Source organism: Actinosynnema sp. NPDC023794 (assembly GCF_040639675.1).
Taxonomy (GTDB): Bacteria; Actinomycetota; Actinomycetes; order Mycobacteriales; family Pseudonocardiaceae; genus Actinosynnema; species Actinosynnema luteola.
Map to the genome: position 1 here is coordinate 235,308 of NZ_JBFAFR010000004.1, position 20,157 is coordinate 255,464.

The 20,157-nt window shown below is 71.7% G+C and carries 16 protein-coding genes; 10 read left to right on the plus strand and 6 right to left on the minus strand.

Translation table 11 applies throughout. From position 1 onward, the window contains the following. Positions 1-78 precede the first annotated feature (78 nt). The 4 genes from AB0H12_RS12400 to AB0H12_RS12415 all read left to right on the plus strand — a co-directional run bounded on the left by AB0H12_RS12400 (position 79) and on the right by AB0H12_RS12415 (position 4,117). Entirely contained in the window at positions 79-660 is a 582-nt protein-coding gene (locus tag AB0H12_RS12400) for a hypothetical protein (RefSeq protein WP_230572686.1), read from the plus strand. 92 nt (positions 661-752) lie between these two features. Beyond that, a complete protein-coding gene (gene trmB, locus AB0H12_RS12405; protein WP_499623170.1) occupies positions 753-1,394 on the plus strand; it encodes a tRNA (guanosine(46)-N7)-methyltransferase TrmB in 642 nt (213 codons plus the stop codon). Between the two features lie 145 nt (positions 1,395-1,539). Continuing rightward, on the plus strand, positions 1,540-2,670 hold the full coding sequence (locus AB0H12_RS12410; RefSeq protein WP_499622861.1) for a nitric oxide synthase oxygenase: 1,131 nt from the start codon (positions 1,540-1,542) through the stop codon (positions 2,668-2,670). Between the two features lie 286 nt (positions 2,671-2,956). Beyond that, positions 2,957-4,117 (plus strand): sensor histidine kinase, encoded by a 1,161-nt coding sequence (locus AB0H12_RS12415; RefSeq protein ID WP_499622863.1) that lies wholly within the window; start codon positions 2,957-2,959, stop codon positions 4,115-4,117. An 87-nt stretch (positions 4,118-4,204) separates the two neighbouring features. Here AB0H12_RS12415 and AB0H12_RS12420 read toward each other — a convergent pair whose 3' ends face one another. Then, positions 4,205-5,005, minus strand: coding sequence for a hypothetical protein (locus AB0H12_RS12420; RefSeq protein ID WP_499622865.1), 801 nt, complete (start codon positions 5,003-5,005; stop codon positions 4,205-4,207). A 236-nt stretch (positions 5,006-5,241) separates the two neighbouring features. Between AB0H12_RS12420 and AB0H12_RS12425 the strand changes: the two genes are divergently transcribed. After that, on the plus strand, positions 5,242-6,543 hold the full coding sequence (locus AB0H12_RS12425) for an amidohydrolase family protein (RefSeq protein ID WP_499622866.1): 1,302 nt from the start codon (positions 5,242-5,244) through the stop codon (positions 6,541-6,543). Position 6,544: 1 nt separating this feature from the next. Here AB0H12_RS12425 and AB0H12_RS12430 read toward each other — a convergent pair whose 3' ends face one another. The 3 genes from AB0H12_RS12430 to AB0H12_RS12440 all read right to left on the minus strand — a co-directional run bounded on the left by AB0H12_RS12430 (position 6,545) and on the right by AB0H12_RS12440 (position 11,645). Then, positions 6,545-7,225 (minus strand): SDR family oxidoreductase, encoded by a 681-nt coding sequence (locus AB0H12_RS12430; protein WP_499622867.1) that lies wholly within the window; start codon positions 7,223-7,225, stop codon positions 6,545-6,547. Between the two features lie 198 nt (positions 7,226-7,423). Further along, on the minus strand, positions 7,424-9,505 hold the full coding sequence (locus tag AB0H12_RS12435; RefSeq protein ID WP_499622869.1) for a PhoX family protein: 2,082 nt from the start codon (positions 9,503-9,505) through the stop codon (positions 7,424-7,426). A 145-nt stretch (positions 9,506-9,650) separates the two neighbouring features. After that, on the minus strand, positions 9,651-11,645 hold the full coding sequence (locus AB0H12_RS12440) for a PhoX family protein (protein WP_499623172.1): 1,995 nt from the start codon (positions 11,643-11,645) through the stop codon (positions 9,651-9,653). A 149-nt stretch (positions 11,646-11,794) separates the two neighbouring features. Here AB0H12_RS12440 and AB0H12_RS12445 point away from each other — a divergent pair, with 149 nt between their 5' ends. Together AB0H12_RS12445 and AB0H12_RS12450 are read left to right on the plus strand one after the other, a co-directional pair. Then, the gene (locus AB0H12_RS12445; protein ID WP_499622870.1) at positions 11,795-12,436 is read left to right on the plus strand and encodes an HAD family hydrolase; all 642 of its coding nucleotides are present in this window, start codon (positions 11,795-11,797) and stop codon (positions 12,434-12,436) included. An 11-nt stretch (positions 12,437-12,447) separates the two neighbouring features. Next, positions 12,448-13,176 (plus strand): SDR family NAD(P)-dependent oxidoreductase, encoded by a 729-nt coding sequence (locus tag AB0H12_RS12450; RefSeq protein ID WP_499622872.1) that lies wholly within the window; start codon positions 12,448-12,450, stop codon positions 13,174-13,176. Positions 13,177-13,228: 52 nt separating this feature from the next. On the opposite strand, the gene AB0H12_RS12455 is transcribed toward AB0H12_RS12450, so the two are convergent. Together AB0H12_RS12455 and AB0H12_RS12460 are read right to left on the minus strand one after the other, a co-directional pair. After that, entirely contained in the window at positions 13,229-14,320 is a 1,092-nt protein-coding gene (locus AB0H12_RS12455) for an inositol-3-phosphate synthase (RefSeq protein ID WP_499622874.1), read from the minus strand. 41 nt (positions 14,321-14,361) lie between these two features. Continuing rightward, the gene (locus AB0H12_RS12460; protein ID WP_499622875.1) at positions 14,362-14,907 is read right to left on the minus strand and encodes a PadR family transcriptional regulator; all 546 of its coding nucleotides are present in this window, start codon (positions 14,905-14,907) and stop codon (positions 14,362-14,364) included. Between the two features lie 167 nt (positions 14,908-15,074). On the opposite strand from AB0H12_RS12460, the gene AB0H12_RS12465 reads away from it, so the two are divergent. The 3 genes from AB0H12_RS12465 to AB0H12_RS12475 all read left to right on the plus strand — a co-directional run bounded on the left by AB0H12_RS12465 (position 15,075) and on the right by AB0H12_RS12475 (position 20,157). Next, positions 15,075-15,479 carry a DUF5318 domain-containing protein gene (locus AB0H12_RS12465; RefSeq protein ID WP_499622877.1) on the plus strand — a complete coding sequence of 135 codons (405 nt, stop codon included), beginning with the start codon at positions 15,075-15,077 and terminating at the stop codon, positions 15,477-15,479. 328 nt (positions 15,480-15,807) lie between these two features. After that, positions 15,808-18,411 carry a transglycosylase domain-containing protein gene (locus tag AB0H12_RS12470; protein ID WP_499622878.1) on the plus strand — a complete coding sequence of 868 codons (2,604 nt, stop codon included), beginning with the start codon at positions 15,808-15,810 and terminating at the stop codon, positions 18,409-18,411. Between the two features lie 150 nt (positions 18,412-18,561). Beyond that, the gene (locus AB0H12_RS12475) at positions 18,562-20,157 is read left to right on the plus strand and encodes a glycosyltransferase family 87 protein (protein WP_230572675.1); all 1,596 of its coding nucleotides are present in this window, start codon (positions 18,562-18,564) and stop codon (positions 20,155-20,157) included.

A 20,157-nucleotide genomic window follows, 5' to 3' on the forward strand; every position in this document is an offset into this window, starting at 1 on the left:
GCGCGAATCGTGAGGCAGGCGCCTGCCCGCACACGAATTCGGATACCCCCCGTCAAGGAACCCCCCGGAGGTGAACCCGTGACGGTGCTCGATCCGAACCTGAACGCCGAGAACTCGGCTACCGGGTCCAAGGAGCTGCCACGGCAACGCGACCACGCCCTTCGCGTCGAACCGATGTTGGCGTTGGAATGGTCGCACGCGATCGAAGCCGCGGGAGGGGTCGGTGTCGCCGACTCACCCGCACAGACGCGTCGGGCCTGGATCCACAGGGCCGACGAACAGCAAGTGCTCGCCATGTTCCGCGCGGTAGGCCCCGACGCACCCGCACCTTGGTGGCTCAGGGCCCTGGACCGGGGCCGCATCGCCTCGCGCGCGGCGGCGTTCGCCCTGGAGGACGAGGTGACCCGGTTGCTGGGCAGCCGACCGGGTTGGGTGTTCGTCCCGTGGGCGACCGAGGGCGAGGTCGGCTACTGGGAGTTCGTGCCGTCCGAGAGCGGCGTCTACGGCCCCGCGGAGCCGACCACCGTGCAGTTCACCGACCGGCACCCCGGTTTCGTGGACCTGCTCCCCGCGCACCGGGGCCCCGGTCAGCGCCAACCCATCGAGTTCACCCCGGCCGAGCTGCGCGAGCAGATCGAGGACCTGGAGAACATCGCTTAGCGCACCACCTAGGCTGTACGCCCGTGACGTCCAGCCGCCAGCGACCGCCGCACCACCGATCCGTCGTCAGCTACGTCCAACGCGGCGAACGGATGACCGTGGGGCAGCAACGCGCATGGGACCGCCACTGGGAGCGCTTGGGCCACGAGGTCAAGGCGCTCCCGGCCGGTCCCGTGCACTTCGACGAGTGGTTCGGGCGCGAGGCGCCCGTCGTGCTGGAGATCGGTTCCGGGATGGGTGAGACCACGTCGCAGCTGGTCGCCGCCGCGCCCGAGGTGAACTACGTGGCCGTCGAGGTCTACAAGCCCGGCCTGGCGCAGCTGCTGCTGCGCGCCGAGGCGCTCGACGTGACCAACCTGCGGGTCCTGCGCGGTGACGCCGTCGACCTGCTCACCGAGCACGTGGAGCCCGCCTCGCTCGCCGAGGTGCGGATCTACTTCCCCGACCCGTGGCCGAAGAAGAAGCACCACAAGCGCCGGCTCGTGCAGCCGGAGTTCGTGGGGCTCGTGGCGTCGCGCCTGCGGCCCGGCGGCACGTTGCACCTGGCGACGGACTGGGAGGAGTACGCCGAGCAGATGCTCCGGGTGTGCTCGGCCGAGCCGCTGCTGCGCAACCGGTTCGACGAGTGGGCGCCGCGGCCGGAGTGGCGGCCCGTGACGAAGTTCGAGCAGCGCGCGGTCGAGGAGGAGCGGATCAGCCACGACCTGATGTTCGAGCGGATCGAACTCACCTGACCGTGGCATGAAGTTGCGGTCCCGGGCGGCCGATGCGACGACTGCGGGTGGATGCGTCACCGGATCGGGTGGGATTTGTCGATCACCCGATGTGCCCCGTCTGGCAGTGACGTGTGACACCGATCCGCAACTACGGTTGCCGCCCGTGACCGCAGTAAGCAACGAACCGATAACGTTCGACGTGGACGCGGCGGAGGGCTTCCTCCGCATGTTCCACATCGCCCACCCCGAAGCCGGGCCCGTCGGACCGCGCCTGGCCCGGGTCCGCGACGAGATCGCCGAGACCGGCTCCTACCGGCACACCGCCCACGAGCTCGCCTACGGCGCGCGGATCGCCCTGCGCGACTCCGGCTGGTGCACCAGCGGCGTGCCGTGGCGCCGGCTCAAGGTCCGCGACCTGCGCGGTCTGCGCAACGCCGCCGCCGTGGCGGCCGAGTGCGTCGAGCACCTGCGCCAGGCGACCAACGGCGGCGAGATCCGCCCGCTGGTCACGGTGTTCGCGCCGGACACGCCGGACACGCCGGGGCCGTGCATCTGGAACGAGCAGCTGATCCGGTACGCGGGCCACGCCGACGGTTCGGGCGACCTCCGCTACCGCGGGTTCACCGACGCCGTGCGCGCGATGGGCTGGCAGCCGCCCGCGCCGCCCGGCCGCTTCGACCTGCTGCCGCTGGTGGTGGAGACCGCGCACGAGGGCGTGCGGCTGTTCACCGTGCCGCCGGACGTGGTGCACGAGGTGGCCCTCGAACACCCGGAGCTGCCCTGGTTCGGGCAGCTCGGCCTGCGCTGGCACGCGGTGCCCGTGATCAGCAACATGCGGCTGACCATCGGCGGCGTCACCTACCCGGCCGCACCGTTCAACTCGTGGTTCGTCGGCTCCGAGATCGGCGCCAGGAGCCTGGCCGACGAGAACGCCTGCGGCGCCGCCCGGTCCGTCGCCGAGGCCCTCGGCCTGGACACGTCCACCGAGCGCTCGCTGTGGCGCGACCGCGCCGTGGTCGAGCTGAACCGGGCCGTGCTGCACTCCTTCGACCGCGCCGCCGTCACCATCACCGACCACCACGCCGAGTCGCGGCACCGGCTGTCGTGGCTGCGCTCGCGTCAACGCCACTCCGGCAACCGCCCCGCGTTCCGGCTCGATCCCGCGGCGGCCCGCCGCGCCCGCGCCGGCGGACCCGCCCGCGTCTCCCCCGCCCCCGTGGAGACGACCCGACCGCACTCACCCGGACGCCTCGCCGAACTGCTCCGGCGACGCGTCGAGGGTTTCGACGACTGAGCCGAGGTTCACCCCGGCTCAGCGCTGGGAATCGATCAACACACCGGCCAGCGCCATCAGGACCAGCACCAGCAGGCCGAGCACCGCTCCCGCCCAAGTGGCGACCACTCCGAACATGGTGTTCCTCCCGTTCCCCGACTCACCACTCAAGAGTCACCCCGGGATTCGTCATCCGACATCGGCCACTGGTGTGTTTAACCGGGCGTTCGGGTCAGCCTCCCGGTTGACGACCCACCCGACCGGGGTCGGACGCGCCACGCGCCGCGACCACCTACGGTGAGGTCCCGTGGAGAGCACTCAGCTCGGGTGGCGGGCCCTGCTCCGCCGCCAGTGGCCGCTGGCGTGCGCCCTGCTCTTCCTCGTCGGCGGCGAGTTCCTCGGCGAGGTCGGCTGGTGGCACCTGCCCGGCGCGCTCGTGGTGTGCGCGCTGGCCGTGCTCGCGCCCCGGCGCCCGTTCGACGCCGCGCTGACCGCCGCGACGGCGGTGGTGGCGAGCTCGATCTTGCTGCGCGCGGCGGGTGTCGCGCCCGTGACGCCGATGATCGGCGGCCTGGTGGTGGCCGAGGTCGCGGCGCTGATGGCGATCGTCGCGGTGGTGGTGCGGCACGTGCCGGCGGCGCGCGCGGTGGCCGGGGTCGTCCTGCTCGTCGCGGTGTCGGCGACGGCCGCCGTCGTGCGGCCGGAGTACCGGTCGCCGTACTGGTCCGACGACTACAGCGGTCCGGGGTTCTGGGCGCAGACGGTGTTCGGCGCGGTGCTGCTGGCGCTGTCGGTCGGCACCGGGCTCTACTTCCGCGCCCGCGACCGGGAACGCGCGACCGCCGTGCGGGCCGAGGTCGCGGCGGCGCAGCACACCGAGCGGATGGCGCTGGCCCGCGAGCTGCACGACGTGATCGCGCACTACGTGACCGGGATGGTCGTGCACGCGCAGGCGGCGCAGGCCGTGCCGTCGGCGGCGCAGGAGGCGTTGCCGATCATCGTGCGCAGCGGCAACGAGGCGCTGGCCGAGATGCGCCGCCTGGTCGGCACGTTGCGCGACACCGAGGCCGACGCGCCGACCGCGTCCAGCGACCTGGCCGACGACGTGCGCGGTGTGGTGGAGCGGTCCGGTCAGCACGTGCGGCTGCACGTCGACCTGCCGGTGTCCGTGCCGCCGTCGTTGGGGCGCTCGGTGCTGCGGTTGGTGCAGGAGTCCTTGACCAACGCGCGCAAGCACGCCGAGGACGCGTCCTCGGTGGACGTCTCGGTGTCCGTTTCGGACGGTGTGGTGCACGTGCTGGTGGCCGACGACGGGCGGGCGCGGAGGACGCCGCCCGTCGGCGGGTCGGGCGGTTACGGGTTGGTGGGCATGAAGGAGCGCGTCGAGCTGCTCGGCGGGCGGTTCAGCGCGGGCGCGCGCGCCGGCGGCGGCTGGGAAGTGCGCGCCGCCCTGCCCGTGGTGCGGTGACCGGTTCTCCGGCCGCACCACCGGCACTTCCCGCTCGTCCGGCCGGCGCGGGCCGGCTCGATCCGCGTCGGACACGTCCGTGACGGGTCAGCCGGCCGTGGGGTGCGACGCGGGCAGTTCGGCGGGCAGCGGGTAGGTGAAGGACCGCGCCGGGCCCTCGGGGGCGAGGTGCCGGTCGACGACGGGACGGCGGCGGGCTCCGCGGTCCTGGTCGGGGATCGTCGGCCGGTAGTCGCCGAGCCACGTGGTGACGTCGCCGGAGAGCCGGGCGTTCTCCTCGTGCAGCTGTCGCACCTGGTGCTCCAGTTCGGCGATCCGCGCCTCCGCGTCGCGGTGCACCCGGACCACCGTCCACAACATCTCGTACGCGCTCGACTCCCGCTTCGAGGGAGCGCCCCCGTCGGCCCGCAGGTCGTCGGACGCCGCGTCGTCGGGTGCGGCGAGGCCGTGCTTGCGCGCCCACTGCGGGCCGCCGATCATCGCCGTGGTGATGTTGTCGACCTCCGGGTCCAGCCAGCGCGGACGCGGGTCACCGGTCTCCTGGCCGGTGACGAGACCGTGCAGGTAGCGGGCCGTGGCCAGCACGTCCGGCGCGAGCGTCGGGTGCACGGCCGCGTGGACCAGGCCCGCGATCCGGTCCCACGGCGGCACGCAGTCGGGCCGCGCCTGCACACCGATCCAGCGCGTCACCTCGGCCCGGACCGCGCCGAGCGACCGGCCGCTAGCCCAGTGCCCGGGTGTTCGCGCCGCCCGGCGCAGCACCCGCCGGTACGCGGTGCTCATCCGACCGTTGTCGTCCACCAGGTGCACCAACAGGAACAGCGCGAGCCATCGACGTTCCCGGGACAGGTCGGGCTCGGAGAAATCAGCCTCCGATCGCAGGACCACCGCCGCGGGTTCCCCCCTGCCGCGACGCTCACCGGGTTGAGCACTTCCACCGTTGCGAACCACTGTCACTCCTTCGCCGGATCAGCGGGACCACCACCTCTCCCAACGTTTCGGAGATTACGTCCACCCGGCGGGTGAACACCGCCCGAGAAGGTCAAACCCACTGTTCGGGTTACGGGGTGACGCGTGGGCCGCCACGTTGTGTGTCGCTCGTTCGAGTGCGGCAGGATCGGGGTATGTCGCTGCGCCTGCACGCCCCCGTCGTCCTGCCCTGCGATCCCGCCTGCACCGTCCTGCGCGACGCCGTCGTCGACGTCGTCGACGGCCGGGTCGCCCACGTCGGCGCGGAGGCCGACGCCCCGGAGTTCGCCGGCGAGGTCCGCCGGTTGAGCGGGATCCTGTTGCCCGGCCTGGTGAACGCGCACGCGCACAGCCCGATGGTGCTGCTGCGCGGCATGGGCGGCGACCTGCCGCTGCTGCGCTGGTTGCGCGAGGCGATGTGGCCGGCCGAGGCGAAGATGAAGCCGTCCGACATCCGGGTCGGCATGCTGCTCGGCGCGGTGGAGATGCTGCGCAACGGCGTGACCACGAGCGCCGAGATGTACTTCCACGGCGAGCACCTCGCGGACGCGGTGCTGGCCGCCGGGTCGCGCGTGCTGTTCGGTGCGGCGATCATGGACCTGCCGGGGATGCCGTGGCGTCCGATGACCGACGAGATCACCCGGTGGATCGACGCCGACGGGCTGCGGTTCGGGCCGGACGAGCGGGTCGAGCTGAGCTACGGGCCGCACTCGGCGTACATCCTGTCGCCGGAGGCCCTCGGCGAGATCGCCGGCGAAGCGCGTGACCGCGGCGCGCTGGTGCAGGTGCACGTGGCCGAGTCGGCGGAGGAGGACCTGGAGCAGCGGGCGTCGCACGGGTCCGTGCCGCGGTTGTTGCAGCAGGCGGGCGTGCTGGGCGGGCGGGTGCTGTCGGCGCACTCCGTGCACCTGTCGCCGGAGGACGTGGCGATCTACGCCGAGCACGGGGTCGGCATCGCGCACTGCCCCGGTTCGAACACCAAGCTGGCGTCGGGCATCGCGCCGTTGCGGTCCTACCTGGACGCGGGCGTCGCGGTCGGCTTGGGCACGGACGGGCCGGCGTCGAACGACGACCTGGACCTGTTCGAGGAGGCCAGGTTGGCGGCACTGCTGGCGCGCGTGACGACGCAGGACGCGACGGCGATGCGGGCGGCGGACGCGTTGCTGCTGGCCACGCGCGGAGGTGCGGCGGCGTTGGGGCGTGACGACCTCGGCGCGCTGGAGCCCGGCCGGTGGGGCGACGTGGTGCACGTGGACGTGGACGACCCGGCGTTCGCCACGGGGTTGGACGCGCCGGACGAGCAGGTGCTGGCGAACCTGGTGTGGGCTTCGGGCACGCGGCGGGTCAAGGACGTGTGGGTGGCGGGCAAGCAGGTCGTGGCCGACGGCGAGACCACGAACGTGGACCGGCGTGAGGCGCAGGCGGGCGTGCGCGAGGTGGCGGCCCGGCTGCGGTAGTTCAGCGGGGGCGGGGGCGGACCACGATCTCGGTGAAGTGGGCGTCCTCGCCCGCGTTCACGGCGGTGGCGACGGCCCGGGCCACGGAGTCCGCGTGCAGGTAGAGGTGCGGCTGGTAGTCGCCGTTCTCCTGCTCGCGGACGCCGCGCTGCATGTCGGTGTCGACGCGTCCGGGGTGGACGGACGTGACGCGGAGGTCCTCTTCTTCGGCGCGCAGGGCGTCACCGAAGGCGCGCAGGGCGAACTTGCTGGCCGCGTAGACGCCCCAGTCGGGGTTGGCGCGCAGCCCGGCGCCGGAGTTGATCAGCACGACGTGGCCCCGACCGGCGCGCAGGAGCGGCAACGCCAGCCGGGTGAGCTCGGCGACCGCGACCACGTTGACGTCGAGGGTGCGGCGCCAGACGTCGGCGGTCGCGTCGGCGAGCGGGCCGAGTTCGGCGATGCCCGCGCTGTGCACGAGGACGTCCAGGCGCGTGAGGCGGGCGGTGGCCGCGGCCAGGGCGTCGGTGTCGGTCAGCTCCACCGCCCACGGTCGGGCGGACTCCAGCGACCCGGCCAGTTCCGCCAACGCGCCCTCGTCCCGGCCGCCGAGCAGCAGGTCGTGCGTCGGCGCGAGGGCGCGGGCCACCGCCGCACCGATGCCGCGCGACGCTCCGGTGATCAGCGCAACGGGTCGACTCATACCCGCACCCTAACCGCGTGTCGAACCCTCAGGTCCCGCGTGTCGAACGCTCGCGTCCCGCGTGTCGAACGCTCAGGACCCCCGAATTCAACGCTCAGGTCGGCGACCGGTGTTCTGAGCGTTGAATTCAGGGGTCCTGGAGGTTCGACACGCGAGGTGTGGAGGGCTCGGGCTTGGCGCGAGCCCTCCACCTCGGGGTCAGCCGCAGATGCGGCCCTTGTCCTTCTTCCACACCGCGACCACGGACGGGCGCGGCTGGGAGGTGCCGCCGTCCGGCCAGTGCGACAGCGGGTTGGCGGCCGACGCGCCGTCGATCTCGCCGGGGTGCTGCACGGCGACGAGCACGAAGTCGTCCTCGACCACCGGGCCGCACGTCTCGGCGCCCTTCGGCACGGTCAGGAACTGCTTCACCCGGCCGCGGTACGGGCCCTCGACCGGCACCGCGAACAGGCCGTCGTTGGACTTCAGGGCGTTGCCGTCGGTGGAGATCCACAGGTTGCCCCGCGCGTCGAACGCCACGTTGTCCGGGCACGAGATCGGCGAGACCTGGGTCTTGTCGTAGCCGCCGAAGTACGTGTCGGCCGACGTCGGGTCGCCGCACACCAGCAGCAGCTTCCACGAGAACGACGTCGCGGTGTTGTCGCCGCGGCGCTCCTCCAGCTCCAGCACGTGCCCGTGGCGGTTGTTCGGGCGCGGGTTCGGCTCGGTCGGGCCTTCCTTGCCCGCCTTGCCGCGGTCGGTGTTGTTGGTCAGCGCCGCGTACACCCGGCGGTTTCGCGGGTTCGGCTCGACGTCCTCGGGGCGGTCCATCTTGGTCGGGCCGACGGCGTCCGCCGCGAGCCGCGTGAAGACGTAGACCTCCTCGGCGGTGAAGCCGGGCACGAACGAGCGGTCGCCCGCGGCCAGCGGGATCCACTCGCCGGAGCCGTCGAACCCGCCGTCGACGGGCAGCTTGCCGGAACCGTCGATCTCGGCCACCGGGCTGTCACCGGTGAACTTGGCGACGTACAGCGTGCCCTTGTCCAGCAGCTTCTTGTTGTGCTCACGGGCGTGCTTGCTGTTGCCCGGCTTGTACTTCTCGTCCGAGACGAACTTGTACATGTAGTCGAAGCGCTCGTCGTCGCCCATGTACGCGACCACGCGGCCGTCCCGGGCGATGATCACGTTCGCGCCCTCGTGCTTGAAGCGGCCGAGCGCGGTGTGCTTGACCGGGGTCGAGTCCGGGTCGAGCGGGTCGATCTCGACGACCCAGCCGAACCGGTTGACCTCGTTGGGCTCCTGCGCCACGTCGAAGCGCTTGTCGAACCGCTCCCACTTGCGGGTGGACGCCGCGCCGGACAGGCCGTAGCGGGCCAGCCGCGCCTTGGCGACCGGGTCGGTGACCGAGCCCGCGTTGGCGAAGTACTGGTTGAAGTTCTCCTCGCCGGACAGGATCGTGCCCCACGGCGTGACGCCGCCCGCGCAGTTGTTGAGCGTGCCCAACACCTTCGTGCCGGTCGGGTCGGCGGAGGTCTTGAGGTGCTTCGAGCCCGCCGCCGGACCGGTGACCTTGAACTCCGAGGTCGCGGTCAGCCGCCGGTTGTAGCGCCGGTCCAGCTTGGACACCAGCTTGCCGCTGCGCCGGTCGCGCTCGACCAGCACCACCGACGCGCCGTGCGCGGCCCAGGCGATCTCGGTCTGCTCGCGGGTCGGGTTGGCCGCGTCCCAGTTCTTGAACAGGAACTCCTCGGAGGTGTACTCGTGGTTGGCCACGAGCACCCACTGGTCGTGCCTGCCGACCGGGACCAGGCCGAGGAAGTCGCAGTTGTAGCCGAACTGCTTCGCCTGCGCCGCCGGGGTCTGGCGGTCGAAGTCGAACGCGGGCGCGCCGGGCAGCACCGGGTCGCCCCAACGCAGCACGACGCCCTGCTCGTAGCCCTCGGGCGTGACGACGCGGTCCTCGGTGTTGGGCGCGACAGCGGCGAAGTTCAGGCCGTCGCGTCGACGACCGCCGCCCAGGTCGGCGTCCCGCTCGACCTCGGGCTCGGCGGCGGCGCTGCCGGCACCGACCAGCCCGACACCCGCGCCCGCGACGGCGAGCACCGCGCCCGCCTTCAGCAGGCCGCGCCGACGCACGACCTCGCCGACGACGTCACCGAAGTAGGCGTTGTCGGACGTGTTGGGCGCCTCGTGGGCGCAGGCGTCGCCGCAGCGGTACTTGCAGGTGATCGCCGACCGCCCGAGGGGGTGGTTGGGCAGCAGGGGCAGCAGGCGCCGCCCCCGATCGGTGGATGAGGACACGCGGACCTCCGAAATCGCTCAGTGGGAACCGGGCGACCGTAAGAGGGCAACCACTCCGCCAGCGGACTTCGAGGTGAACGCGAGGCGAACACCTCGATCGTTAACCAGCCGATACCAGCAGCTCACACCGCGTGTCGTCGGGTGGTCACTCACCGATGCGGTGGTGTTCGCGCCACACCGCGACGACCGCGGAGCGCGGTTGCGAGTCACCGCCGTCCGGCCAGTGCGAGACCGGCTTGTCCGCACTGGCGCCGTCCACCTCGCCGGGGTGCTGCACGCACACCGTGACCACGCGTTCGCCGATCACCGGCCCGCACGTCTCCGCGCCGCGCGGCACGGTGAGGAACGCCTGGAGCCGCCCGCGGTGCGGCCCGGACACCGGCACCGCGTACAGGCCGTCGTTGTGGCCGTCGAGCGCGCCGGCCGAGTCGCTGGAGATCCACAGGTTGCCGTGCCGGTCGAACGCCACGTTGTCGGGGCTGGAGATCGGCGACACGCGGGTCTTGTCGTAGCCCGCGAAGTAGGTGTCCGGCGACGCCGGGTCGCCGCACACCAGCATCAGGTTCCACGAGAAGGTGAGCGCGAGGGCGTCGCCGCCGCGTTCGGCGAGCTCCAGCACCTGGCCGTGCTTGTTGGCCACCCGCGGGTTCGGCTCGGTCGCGCCCTCCTTGCCCTCCTTGCCGCGGTCGACGTTGTTGCTCAGGGCGAGGTAGACGACGCCGGTGCGCGGGTGGGTCTGGATGTCCTCGGGGCGGTCCATCCTGGTCGCGCCGACCTTGTCCGCGGCGAGCCGGGTGAAGACGTAGACCTCCTCGGCGGTCATGCCCGGCACGAACGACCGCATGCCGCTGACCAGCGGGACCCACTCGCCGTGACCGTCGAACCGGCCGTCGGAGGGCAGCTTGCCGGAGCCGTCGATCTCGGCGGGCGGGCTGTCGCCGGTGAAGCGGGCGACGTACAGCGTGCCGTCGTCGAGGAGGGTCATGTTGTGCCGGCGGGCGGCTTTGCTGTCGCCCTTGCGCACCTTGCCGGTGGAGACGAACTTGTAGACGTACTCGAACCGCTCGTCGTCGCCGGAGTAGGCGACCACCCGGCCGTCGCCCGCGACGCGGACGTTGGCGCACTCGTGCTTGAAGCGGCCGAGCGCGGTGTGCTTGACCGGCGTGGAGTCGGGGTCGAGCGGGTCGAGTTCGACGACCCAGCCGAACCGGTTGGCCTCGTTGGGCTCCCGCGCCAGGTCGAACCGCTCGTCGAACCGCTCCCACTTGCGGGTGGTGGCCGTGCCGGTGATGCCGTAGCGGGTCAGGCGCGGGTCGGCGACCGCGTCGGCGTTGCCGAAGTACTGGTTGAAGTTCTCCTCGCCGGACAGGATCGTGCCCCACGGCGTGACGCCGCCCGCGCAGTTGTTGAGCGTGCCCAGCACCAGGGTGCCCGTCGGGTCGGCGGAGGTCTTGAGGTACTCCGAGCCCGCCGCCGGGCCGGTCAGCCGGAACGGTGTAGTGGCCGTGATCCGGCGGTTGTAGCGGGAGAACCGCGTGCTCAGGCGGCCGTCGCGGGACTGGCGGACCTGCACGACGGACAGGCCGTGCGCCGCCCACGCGATCTCGACCTGCTCGCGGGTGGGGTGCTCGGCGTCGTAGCCGCGGAACATGAACGGCTCGCCGGTGTACTCGTGGTTGGTCACCAGCAGGCTCGTCCGGCCCGTCGGGTCCAGCGGCAGCAGCGCGGCGAAGTCGCAGTTGAACCCGAACTGGCGGGCCTGCGCGGCGGCGGTCTGGCGGTCGAAGTCGAACTCCGGCGCGTCGGGGAAGAGCGGGTCGCCCCAGCGGATCACGACTTCGTGCCGGTAGCCCTCGGGGACGACGACGGCGTCCAGCGTGTTCGGCGCGACCGGTTCGAAGTCCAGGCCGGCGGGACGCGGCCCCGCCGCCGCGCTGCCCGTGCCGGCGACCGCGCCGCCGCCGAGCGCGGCGACGACCAGCGCGGCTTTGACGGCCGTGCGGCGGTCGACCAGGTCGCCGAAGGACGGGTTGCCCGAGGTGTTCGGCACGTCGTGGAAGCACGCGTCGCCGCAGCGGTATTCGCAGGTGACGGCCGCGCGGCCGACGGAGTGGTTGGCCAGCAGCGGAAGGTGTCGCACCACGACGCGGACCTCCTACGGTCGGTACGGGACCAACCGACAGTAGGCCGGCGTTCACCTCTTGTTAACCCGTCCTTTCCTGATCGGCGCGAATTCCTTCGGGGTCCGGTCGGCGGCCGGGACGCGGTGATCGCACTACGGTCATGGGTGTGGATGCGGTGGTGTTCGACCTCGACGGCGTGCTGGTGGACTCCGAGCGGATGTGGGACGAGGTGCGCCAGGCCTTCGCCGCCAGGCACGGGGGCACGTGGCGGCCCGCGGCGACCAGGGCGATGCAGGGCATGAGCACGCCCGAGTGGGCGACGTACCTGGTGGCCGAGGTCGGCGTGCGGCTGACACCGGCCGAGGCCGCGGCGGGCGTGATCGGCGAGATGGCCGAGCGCTACGCCGAGGGGCCGCCCGTGCTGCCGGGCGCGGTGGACGTCGTGCGCGAGGTGGCGTCCCGCTACCCGGTCGCCATCGCCAGCTCCTCACCGCCGGTCCTGATCAAGTCGTTCCTCGCGGCGACCGACCTGACCGACGTGGTCCAGGTGGCCATCTCCAGCGAGCAGGCGGGCGCGGGCAAGCCGGCGCCGGACGTCTACCTGCTGGCCACGTCGAAGCTGGGCGTCGACCCGACCCGCAGCGCGGCGGTGGAGGACTCGACCAACGGCCTGCGCGCGGCCCTGTCCGCCGGCATGACCGTCTACGCCGTCCCGAACGAGCACTTCCCGCCGGATCCGGCGGTGTTGGCGCAGGTCACGGTGTTGCCCCGACTCTCGGACCTGCCCGCCGCGCTGCGCACGCCCTAGCGTTGCCCACCATGGAGCGACGAGTTGCGGTGGTCACCGGGGCGGCGCAGGGGATCGGGCTGCGGGTGGCCGAGGTGTTGCGCGGGGACGGGTACGAGGTGGTCGGGTTCGACCTCACCGAGACCGACGGCGGCGTGGTGGGGGACGTGTCGTCGCCGTACGACGTGGCCAGGGTGGTCGAGCGGGTCGGCGACCGGGTCGACGTGCTGGTCAACAACGCCGGGATCGCCGGGATCGTGCCGTTCGAGGACACGTCCCTGGAGCTGTGGGAGCGGATGGTGGCGGTCAACCTGACCGGGCCGTTCCTGCTCACGCAGGCGTTGGGCCGGGTGATGCTGGCGCGCGGGCGGGGCGCGGTGGTGAACATCGCGTCCGTGGCCGGGTTGCGCGGTGTCGCCGACCGGGCCGTCTACAACACCACCAAGCACGGGCTGATCGGCATGACGCGCACGCTCGCCGTGGAGTGGGGCGGGCGCGGGGTGCGGGTCAACGCGGTGTGCCCCGGCTGGGTGAAGACCGAGATGGACGTCGAGTCGCAGGCCGGCGGTCACTACGACGACACCGACATCACCGACCACGTGCCGATGGGCCGGTTCGCGGTCCCGGACGACATCGCGCAGGCCGTCGCCTTCCTGGCCGACCCGGACCGGAGCGGTTTCGTCAACGGCGTCGCGCTGCCGGTGGACGGCGGCTGGACCGCCGACGGGTCGTGGCAGTCACTGCGGCTGTCGAAGCGCTGACGTGCGAGAAGACCCCCCGCACCGGGTGCAGGGGGTCCCTTCGCAGCAGGACTCAGCGCTCCACGTCGCCGCGGATGAACGCCTCGACCGCCTCGTGCGCCTCGGAGTCCGAGTACTGCACGGGCGGCGACTTCATGAAGTACGACGACGCCGACAGGATCGGACCGCCGATGCCCCGGTCGAGCGCGATCTTCGCCGCGCGCACCGCGTCGATGATGATGCCCGCCGAGTTCGGCGAGTCCCACACCTCGAGCTTGTACTCCAGGCTCAGCGGCACGTCGCCGAACGCACGGCCCTCCAGCCGCACGTACGCCCACTTGCGGTCGTCGAGCCACGCCACGTAGTCCGACGGTCCGATGTGCACGTTGCGCTTGCCCATCTCGCGGTCGACCTGCGAGGTCACCGCCTGCGTCTTGGAGACCTTCTTGGACTCCAGCCGCTCCAGCTCCTTCATGTTGAGGAAGTCCATGTTCCCGCCCACGTTGAGCTGCATCGTCCGGTCGAGCTGGACGCCGCGGTCCTCGAACAGCTTGGCCAGCACGCGGTGCGTGATGGTGGCGCCGACCTGCGACTTGATGTCGTCGCCGACGATCGGCACGCCGGCCGCGCGGAACTTCTCCGCCCACTCCGGGTCGGAGGCGATGAACACCGGCAGCGCGTTGACGAACGCCACACCGGCGTCGATGGCGGCCTGCGCGTAGAAGCGGTCCGCCTCCTCCGAGCCCACCGGCAGGTAGGACACGAGCACGTCCACCGACGCGTCGCGCAGCGCCTGCGCCACGTCGACCGGCTGCTCGTCGGACTCCTCGATGGTCTCCCGGTAGAACCGGCCGAGCCCGTCGAGGGTGTGACCGCGCTGCACCGTGACGCCCAGCGGCGGCACGTCGGCGATCTTGATCGTGTTGTTCTCGCTCGCCCCGATGGCCTCGGACAGGTCCGAGCCGACCTTCTTGGCGTCCACGTCGAACGCGGCGACGAACTCGATGTCGCGCACGTGGTAGTCGCCGAACCGGACGTGCATCAGACCGGGCACGCGGGTGCTCGGGTCGGCATCGCGGTAGTAGTGGACGCCCTGCACCAGCGACGCCGCGCAGTTGCCGACCCCGACAATGGCCACTCGAACGGTGCGGCGGTTGTCGCCCATGCCGAGTCCTCCTTAGTTCTTCCGTGCTCGTGTTCCGGGGGTTATTGGTCCCGCTCGCGCTGTTCGGCCTGTTCATGGGCGATCAGCTCGTTCAACCACCGCACTTCGCGCTCGGTGCTCTCGAGCCCGAGCCTGTGCAGCTCCCGGGTGTACCGGTCAATGCGTTCGCTGGTAGCCGATAACGAGGTGCGCAACCCCTCGCGGCGCTCTTCGACGCGACGCCTGCGGCCTTCGAGGATGCGCATCCTGATCTCGGCCGGAGTCCGGGAGAAGAACGCCAGGTGCACGCCGAACGAGTCGTCGTCCCAGGTCTGGGGCCCGGCGTTGACCAGCAGTTCGGCGAACCTCTCCTTGCCCTCCGCGGTGAGCTTGTAGACCTTGCGCGCCCGACGGCCCCACCGGGCCGAGTCGTCCTCGGGCACCTCCTCGACGATGAGGCCCCCGCGTTGCAGCTTGCGCAACGTGGGGTAGAGCGTCCCGTAGGAGAACGCGCGGAACGCACCCAGCAACTCGTGCAGGCGCTTGCGCAGCTCGTAGCCGTGCATTGGCGCCTCGTGCAGCAAGCCGAGCACCGCGAACTCCAGCACGAGCACCTCCTCGCTCCGCTGAGCGCCGATGGGTGTGCTCAGTATATCGGTGCGATACATCCACGCACGCCGATGCTGTGTCACGTGGCACACAGCGACCCCTGCCTTCGGTCCACTGCCCTGAACGGCCCATCGACGCGGTTGGGGCGGCACGTACTCTGGTCGTCGTGTCGACCCAACGCCAGGTCGTGGACTACGCCTTGCAGCGCCGTGCGCTGCTGGCGGAGGTCTACGCGGGCCGAGTGGGCACGATGGAGGTCTGCGACGCCAGCCCGTACCTGCTGCGAGCTGCGAAGTTCCACGGCCGACCGAGCGATGTGACCTGCCCGGTGTGCCGCAAGGAACCGCTCACCCACGTGTCCTGGGTCTACGGCGACGAGCTCAAGCACGCGGCCGGGTCCGCGCGCACCGCCGACGAGCTGGCCCGCATGGCGACCCTCTTCGAGGAGTTCACCGTGTACGTGGTCGAAGTTTGCCGCACATGTAGTTGGAACCACCTGGTGCAGTCATACGTCCTGGGAACGCGCGGCCTGAACTCTCGCAAGCCGCGCAGGAGGACCGCGGCGGAGTGAACCTGCTCCGACCACGGGCGCCGCTCCGGCGAGGAGCAGCGGCGTACGACCACCGAACCGCGTGCAACGGCACGCCGGTCTGGGAGGCCATTTCGTGAACGACCAGCATGACGACAGGCATCGTGGCGCGGAGCCGCAATGGCCGACCGGGGAGGACCCGGACGGCGGCGGGCACCCACCGCGCCACGGAACCGGGGATCAGCCGGAGCGTCCGAACACCCCGCCAGGTGGTTTCGCGCGCTCTCCGCTCGACGGCCCCGGCCCTAGGCACGGCACCCCGCCGGGCGGGTTCTCCCGCCCCGGCACGCCGCCCGGCGGAGGCCGGCCGGTGGGGGGCACGCCTCCCGGTGGCATCCCCCGCGGTGGCCCGCCGCCGCGGCGACCGGCCGGTCCGGGCGCACCCGGCCCCGGCGGCAGGCCGGGCGGCCCGCCGACCGGTCCCGCCGCCGCGGGCAGCGTCCCCGGCGGCCCCGGCCAGCGCCCGAACACGCCTCCCGGCGGCCTGCGCGCACCCGGCGGTCCCGTGCCGCCCGGCGGCCGGCCACCGGTCGGTGGTCCGGGCGGTCCGCGCAGACCCGGCGGTCCGGCCGGTCCGGGTGGTCCGCAGCGGCGTCCCGGCGAGGAGCCGACGGACCTGCTGCCGCCCGTGTACCAGACCACGCCGCGCGAGCCCGAACTCCTCACGCACCGCGAGGACGAGGTCGAGCTCGAGCCGTTCTACGACGACGAGTACGACGAGGAGCTGACCGAGGAGGAGGCCCGCGCCGTGCGCCGCAAGAAGATCTGGCGCCGCGTGCGCCGCACCACCTACGTGGCCTTCGGCCTGATGCTGCTGGCGCCGGTCGTCGCGTTCGCCATCGCCTACCAGGTGGTCGAGGTCCCGAACCCCGAGGCCCTCGCGGCCGAGCAGGGCAAGGCGATCACGATCCTCTACGCCGACGGCTCCGTGATGACGAAGTACGCCCCCGGCGAGGCGAACCGGACCATGGTCAAGTACGAGGACCTGCCGGAGTCGATCAAGCACGCCTTGTTCGCCGCGGAGGACCCGACGTTCGAGACGAACGTCGGCTTCGACCTCAAGGCCATTGCCCGCGCGGCCTACTACCAGCTCAAGGGCGAGCAGAGCGGTGGCTCGGGGCTCACGCAGCAGTACGTCAAGGAAGCCACCGACCAGACCGACATGACGCTGTCCCGCAAGTTCACCGAAGCGGTCACCGCGTACAAGATGTCGCAGCAGCAGGACAAGAAGGACATCCTCACCGCGTACTTGAACACGATCTACTTCGGCAAGGGCGCGTACGGCATCAAGACCGCGGCGAAGGCGTACTTCGGTCACGACGACCTGAAGAACCTGACCTACTCGCAGGCCGCCCTGCTGGCGGGCATGGTCCAGAACCCCGGCCGCGACTGGCAGCCCGCGTACCAGCAAGAGCGCTGGAACTACGTGATGGACCAGATGCTCGAGTACAAGTGGATCGAGCCGTCCTACCGCCAGAGCGAGCCGTTCCCGACGCCGGTGGAGCAGACCGACGACTCGGGCCTGGAGGGCCCGCGCCTGCACATCCGCGACCAGATCCTCAAGGAGATGGACAAGGTCGGGTGGGACGTCAAGAAGTCCCAGTCGGTCGGCGTCACCGTGCACACCACCATCGATCCGCCGAAGCAGTTGGCGGCCGAGAAGGCGGTGCAGGACGTCCTCGGCAACCAGCCCAAGGAGCTGAGGTCCTCGCTCACCGCGATCGACCCGCAGTCGGGCGCGGTGCGGGCGTACTACGCGGGCTCGGACGGCACGGGCCTCGACTACGCCACCGAGACGCTCCAGGAGGCGGGCTCGTCGTTCAAGGCGTTCGACCTGGTCGCCGCGTTGAAGGCGGGCAAGGGCCTCGGCTCCACCTACGACGGCCGGTCGCCGAAGACGTTCGAGCTCGGCGGCACGAGGATCACGATCCGCAACGCGTCCGACCCCAACGACACCTGCGGCGAGAAGTGCCCCATCCGCAAGGCGATGGAGCTGTCGCTGAACACGGTGTTCTACGAGATGGTGATCCAGATCGGCACCCAGCCGGTCGCCGACGCCGCGCACGCCGCGGGCATCCCGAAGTCGGTCGAGGTCCAGGGCGCGAAGAAGGACCTGCTGGTCAACGAGAACGGCGGCCCGCCGAACGTCGGTATCGCGATCGGCGGTGGCGAGGCGCAGGTCCGGCCGTTCGACATGGCCTCGGCCTACGCCACGTTCGCCGCGCGCGGCATCTACCACGAGCCGTTCTTCATCTCGAAGATCACCAACTCCGAGGAGAAGGCCGTCTACCAGCACGTCGACGTGTCGCGGCAGGCGTTCGACCCGGACCCGCAGAAGAACCAGGACATCGCCGACAACGTCACCGAGGCGCTCAAGCCCGTCGTCAAGCCGTCGACCGGCCTCGCCTGCGCGGGCCGCGAGTGCGCCGGCAAGACCGGCACGCACGAGCTCCCCGACCACGCCGACCAGAACTCGAAGGCCTGGATGGTCGGCTACACGCCGTCGCTGGCCGCGTCGGTGTGGCTGGGTCGCGACGAGGGCAACGTGGCGTTGAAGGACGCGCAGAACCGGCCGATCTTCGGTGGTGGCCTGCCCGGTCAGATCTGGAAGAAGTTCATGGACCGGGCCTTGGAGGGGACGCCGCCGGAGCCGTTCCCGAAGCCGAGGAAGTTGAACCAGTTCGACGACCCGAAGCCGACCACCACGACCACCACCACGACCACCACGCAGAAGCGGGACGAGGACAACCGGTCGACGACGACCGACCCGACCTCGACCAAGCCGACGACCACCAAGCCGACGACCTCGACCCGTCCGTGCGTGGGCCTGGCCTGCCCGCCCACCACCACCACGACGACGCCGGAGAACGGCCCCGACCCGATCGGCGGCGGCGGTAGCAGACCAACGGGTTAGCGCCCGCGGTCGACGCACGTGAAGAGGGGTCCGGCAACGCGCCGGGCCCCTCTTCGCGTGCCCGTCCCCCCAGCGGGGTCGCGACGAACCGGCGCGGGTTCGCGAAGACCTCACAACTTCCGTTGACGCCGGCCCGTAGCATCCGTCACCGTGGCCAGCCCATCGCAGCACTCGCAGGCGACCCCCGACGGCGCGCAGGCGAACGCCGACGACACCGACTCGCTCGGCCCCGACGAGCGGGTCAACCCGACGTGGACCGAGCCGTTGGCCCGGGCGGCGAGCAAGCCGCTCGGCGGACCGGTCGGTCGGCACGCGTCGGTCGGGCGGCAGTGGTTCTGGACGCCGCTGCGGGTCGTGCTGCTGTTCGCGGTGGTGACGCTGGCGCTGGCGTGGTTCCAGAAGTCGCCGTGCGTGCAGCAGTACGTGGACGACAACGGCGTGGTGCAGCTGGACTGGCGCGGCAGCAAGCAGTTCACCGCGATGTGCTACTCCGACACCGTGCCGCTGTACACGGCGGAGCGGTTGGACAAGCCGGACACGTTCCCCTACAAGACCTCGTGGGTGGACGACGAGGGCAAGCCGACGGCGCACGTGCGGTACATGGAGTACCCCGTGCTGACGGGCATGTTCCAGCTGCTCAACGCGCGCATGGCGCAGGGCTGGACGGTGATCGCCTCGTCCGGGTGGTTGCCGAACCCGATGACCGTGATCGTGTACTTCAACATCACCGCGATCTGGCTGGCGCTGGCGTGGCTGGTGACCGCGTTCGCGGTGGCGCAACTGGCCAGGCGACGGCCGTACGACGCGGTGCTCGTGGCGGTCTCACCGCTGGTGGTCGTGCACGCGTTCACCAACTTCGACACGCTCGCCACGGCGTTCGCGACGGCGGGCATGCTCGCGTGGGCGCGCAAGAAGCCGGTGCTGGCGGGCGTGCTGCTCGGGCTGGGCGGCGCGGCGAAGCTGTACCCGCTGTTCCTGCTCGGGCCGTTGCTGCTGCTGTGCTGGCGGGCGGGCAAGCTGCGGGCCGGGTGGACCACGCTCGGCGCGACGCTGGCCACGTGGGGGTTGGTGAACGCGCCGATCGCGTGGCTCTACCCGGACGGCTGGCGCGAGTTCTTCCGGCTCAACACCGAGCGCGGCGTCGACCCGGACTCGCTCTACAACGTGGTCGCGCAGTGGACCGGGTGGCAGGGCTTCGACCCGGGGCTGGCGCACGGGCAGGCGCCCGAGGTGTTGAACACGGTCAGCGCGGTGCTGTTCCTGGTGTGCTGCGCGGCGGTCGGCTTCGTGGCCATGTCCGCGCCGCGGCGGCCGCGGTTCGCGCAGCTGGCGTTCCTCGTGGTGGCCGCTTTCCTGCTGACGAACAAGGTGTGGAGCCCGCAGTACTCGCTGTGGCTCGTGCCGCTGGCCGTGCTGGCGCTGCCGCGGTGGAAGCTGCTGCTGGCGTGGATGGCGGTGGACGCGCTGGTCTGGGTGCCCCGGATGTTCTTCTACCTGGGCGTGGACCACAAGGGCCTGCCGATCGACTGGTTCCTCGGCGCGGTGGTGGCGCGCGACATCGCGGTGATCGTGGTGTGCGGGTTCATCGTGCGCGAGATCTACCGGCCGGCCCTGGACAAGGTGCGCCAGACCGGCGACGACGACCCGTGCGGCGGTTTCATCGACGGCGCGCCGGACCGGTTCGCGCTGCGGTTCGGCCGACGGCGCCGGGACGACGCGCCGGTGCCCGCCGGCGTGGGCGGCTGA

Coding starts and splice junctions, on each gene's coding strand:
- AB0H12_RS12430 (WP_499622867.1), bottom strand. CDS start 7,225: ATGAGTCGACCCGTTGCGCTGATCACCGGAGCGTCGCGCGGCATCGGT.
- trmB (WP_499623170.1), top strand. CDS start 753: ATGACCGTGGGGCAGCAACGCGCATGGGACCGCCACTGGGAGCGCTTG.
- AB0H12_RS12455 (WP_499622874.1), bottom strand. CDS start 14,320: ATGGGCGACAACCGCCGCACCGTTCGAGTGGCCATTGTCGGGGTCGGC.
- AB0H12_RS12425 (WP_499622866.1), top strand. CDS start 5,242: ATGTCGCTGCGCCTGCACGCCCCCGTCGTCCTGCCCTGCGATCCCGCC.
- AB0H12_RS12450 (WP_499622872.1), top strand. CDS start 12,448: ATGGAGCGACGAGTTGCGGTGGTCACCGGGGCGGCGCAGGGGATCGGG.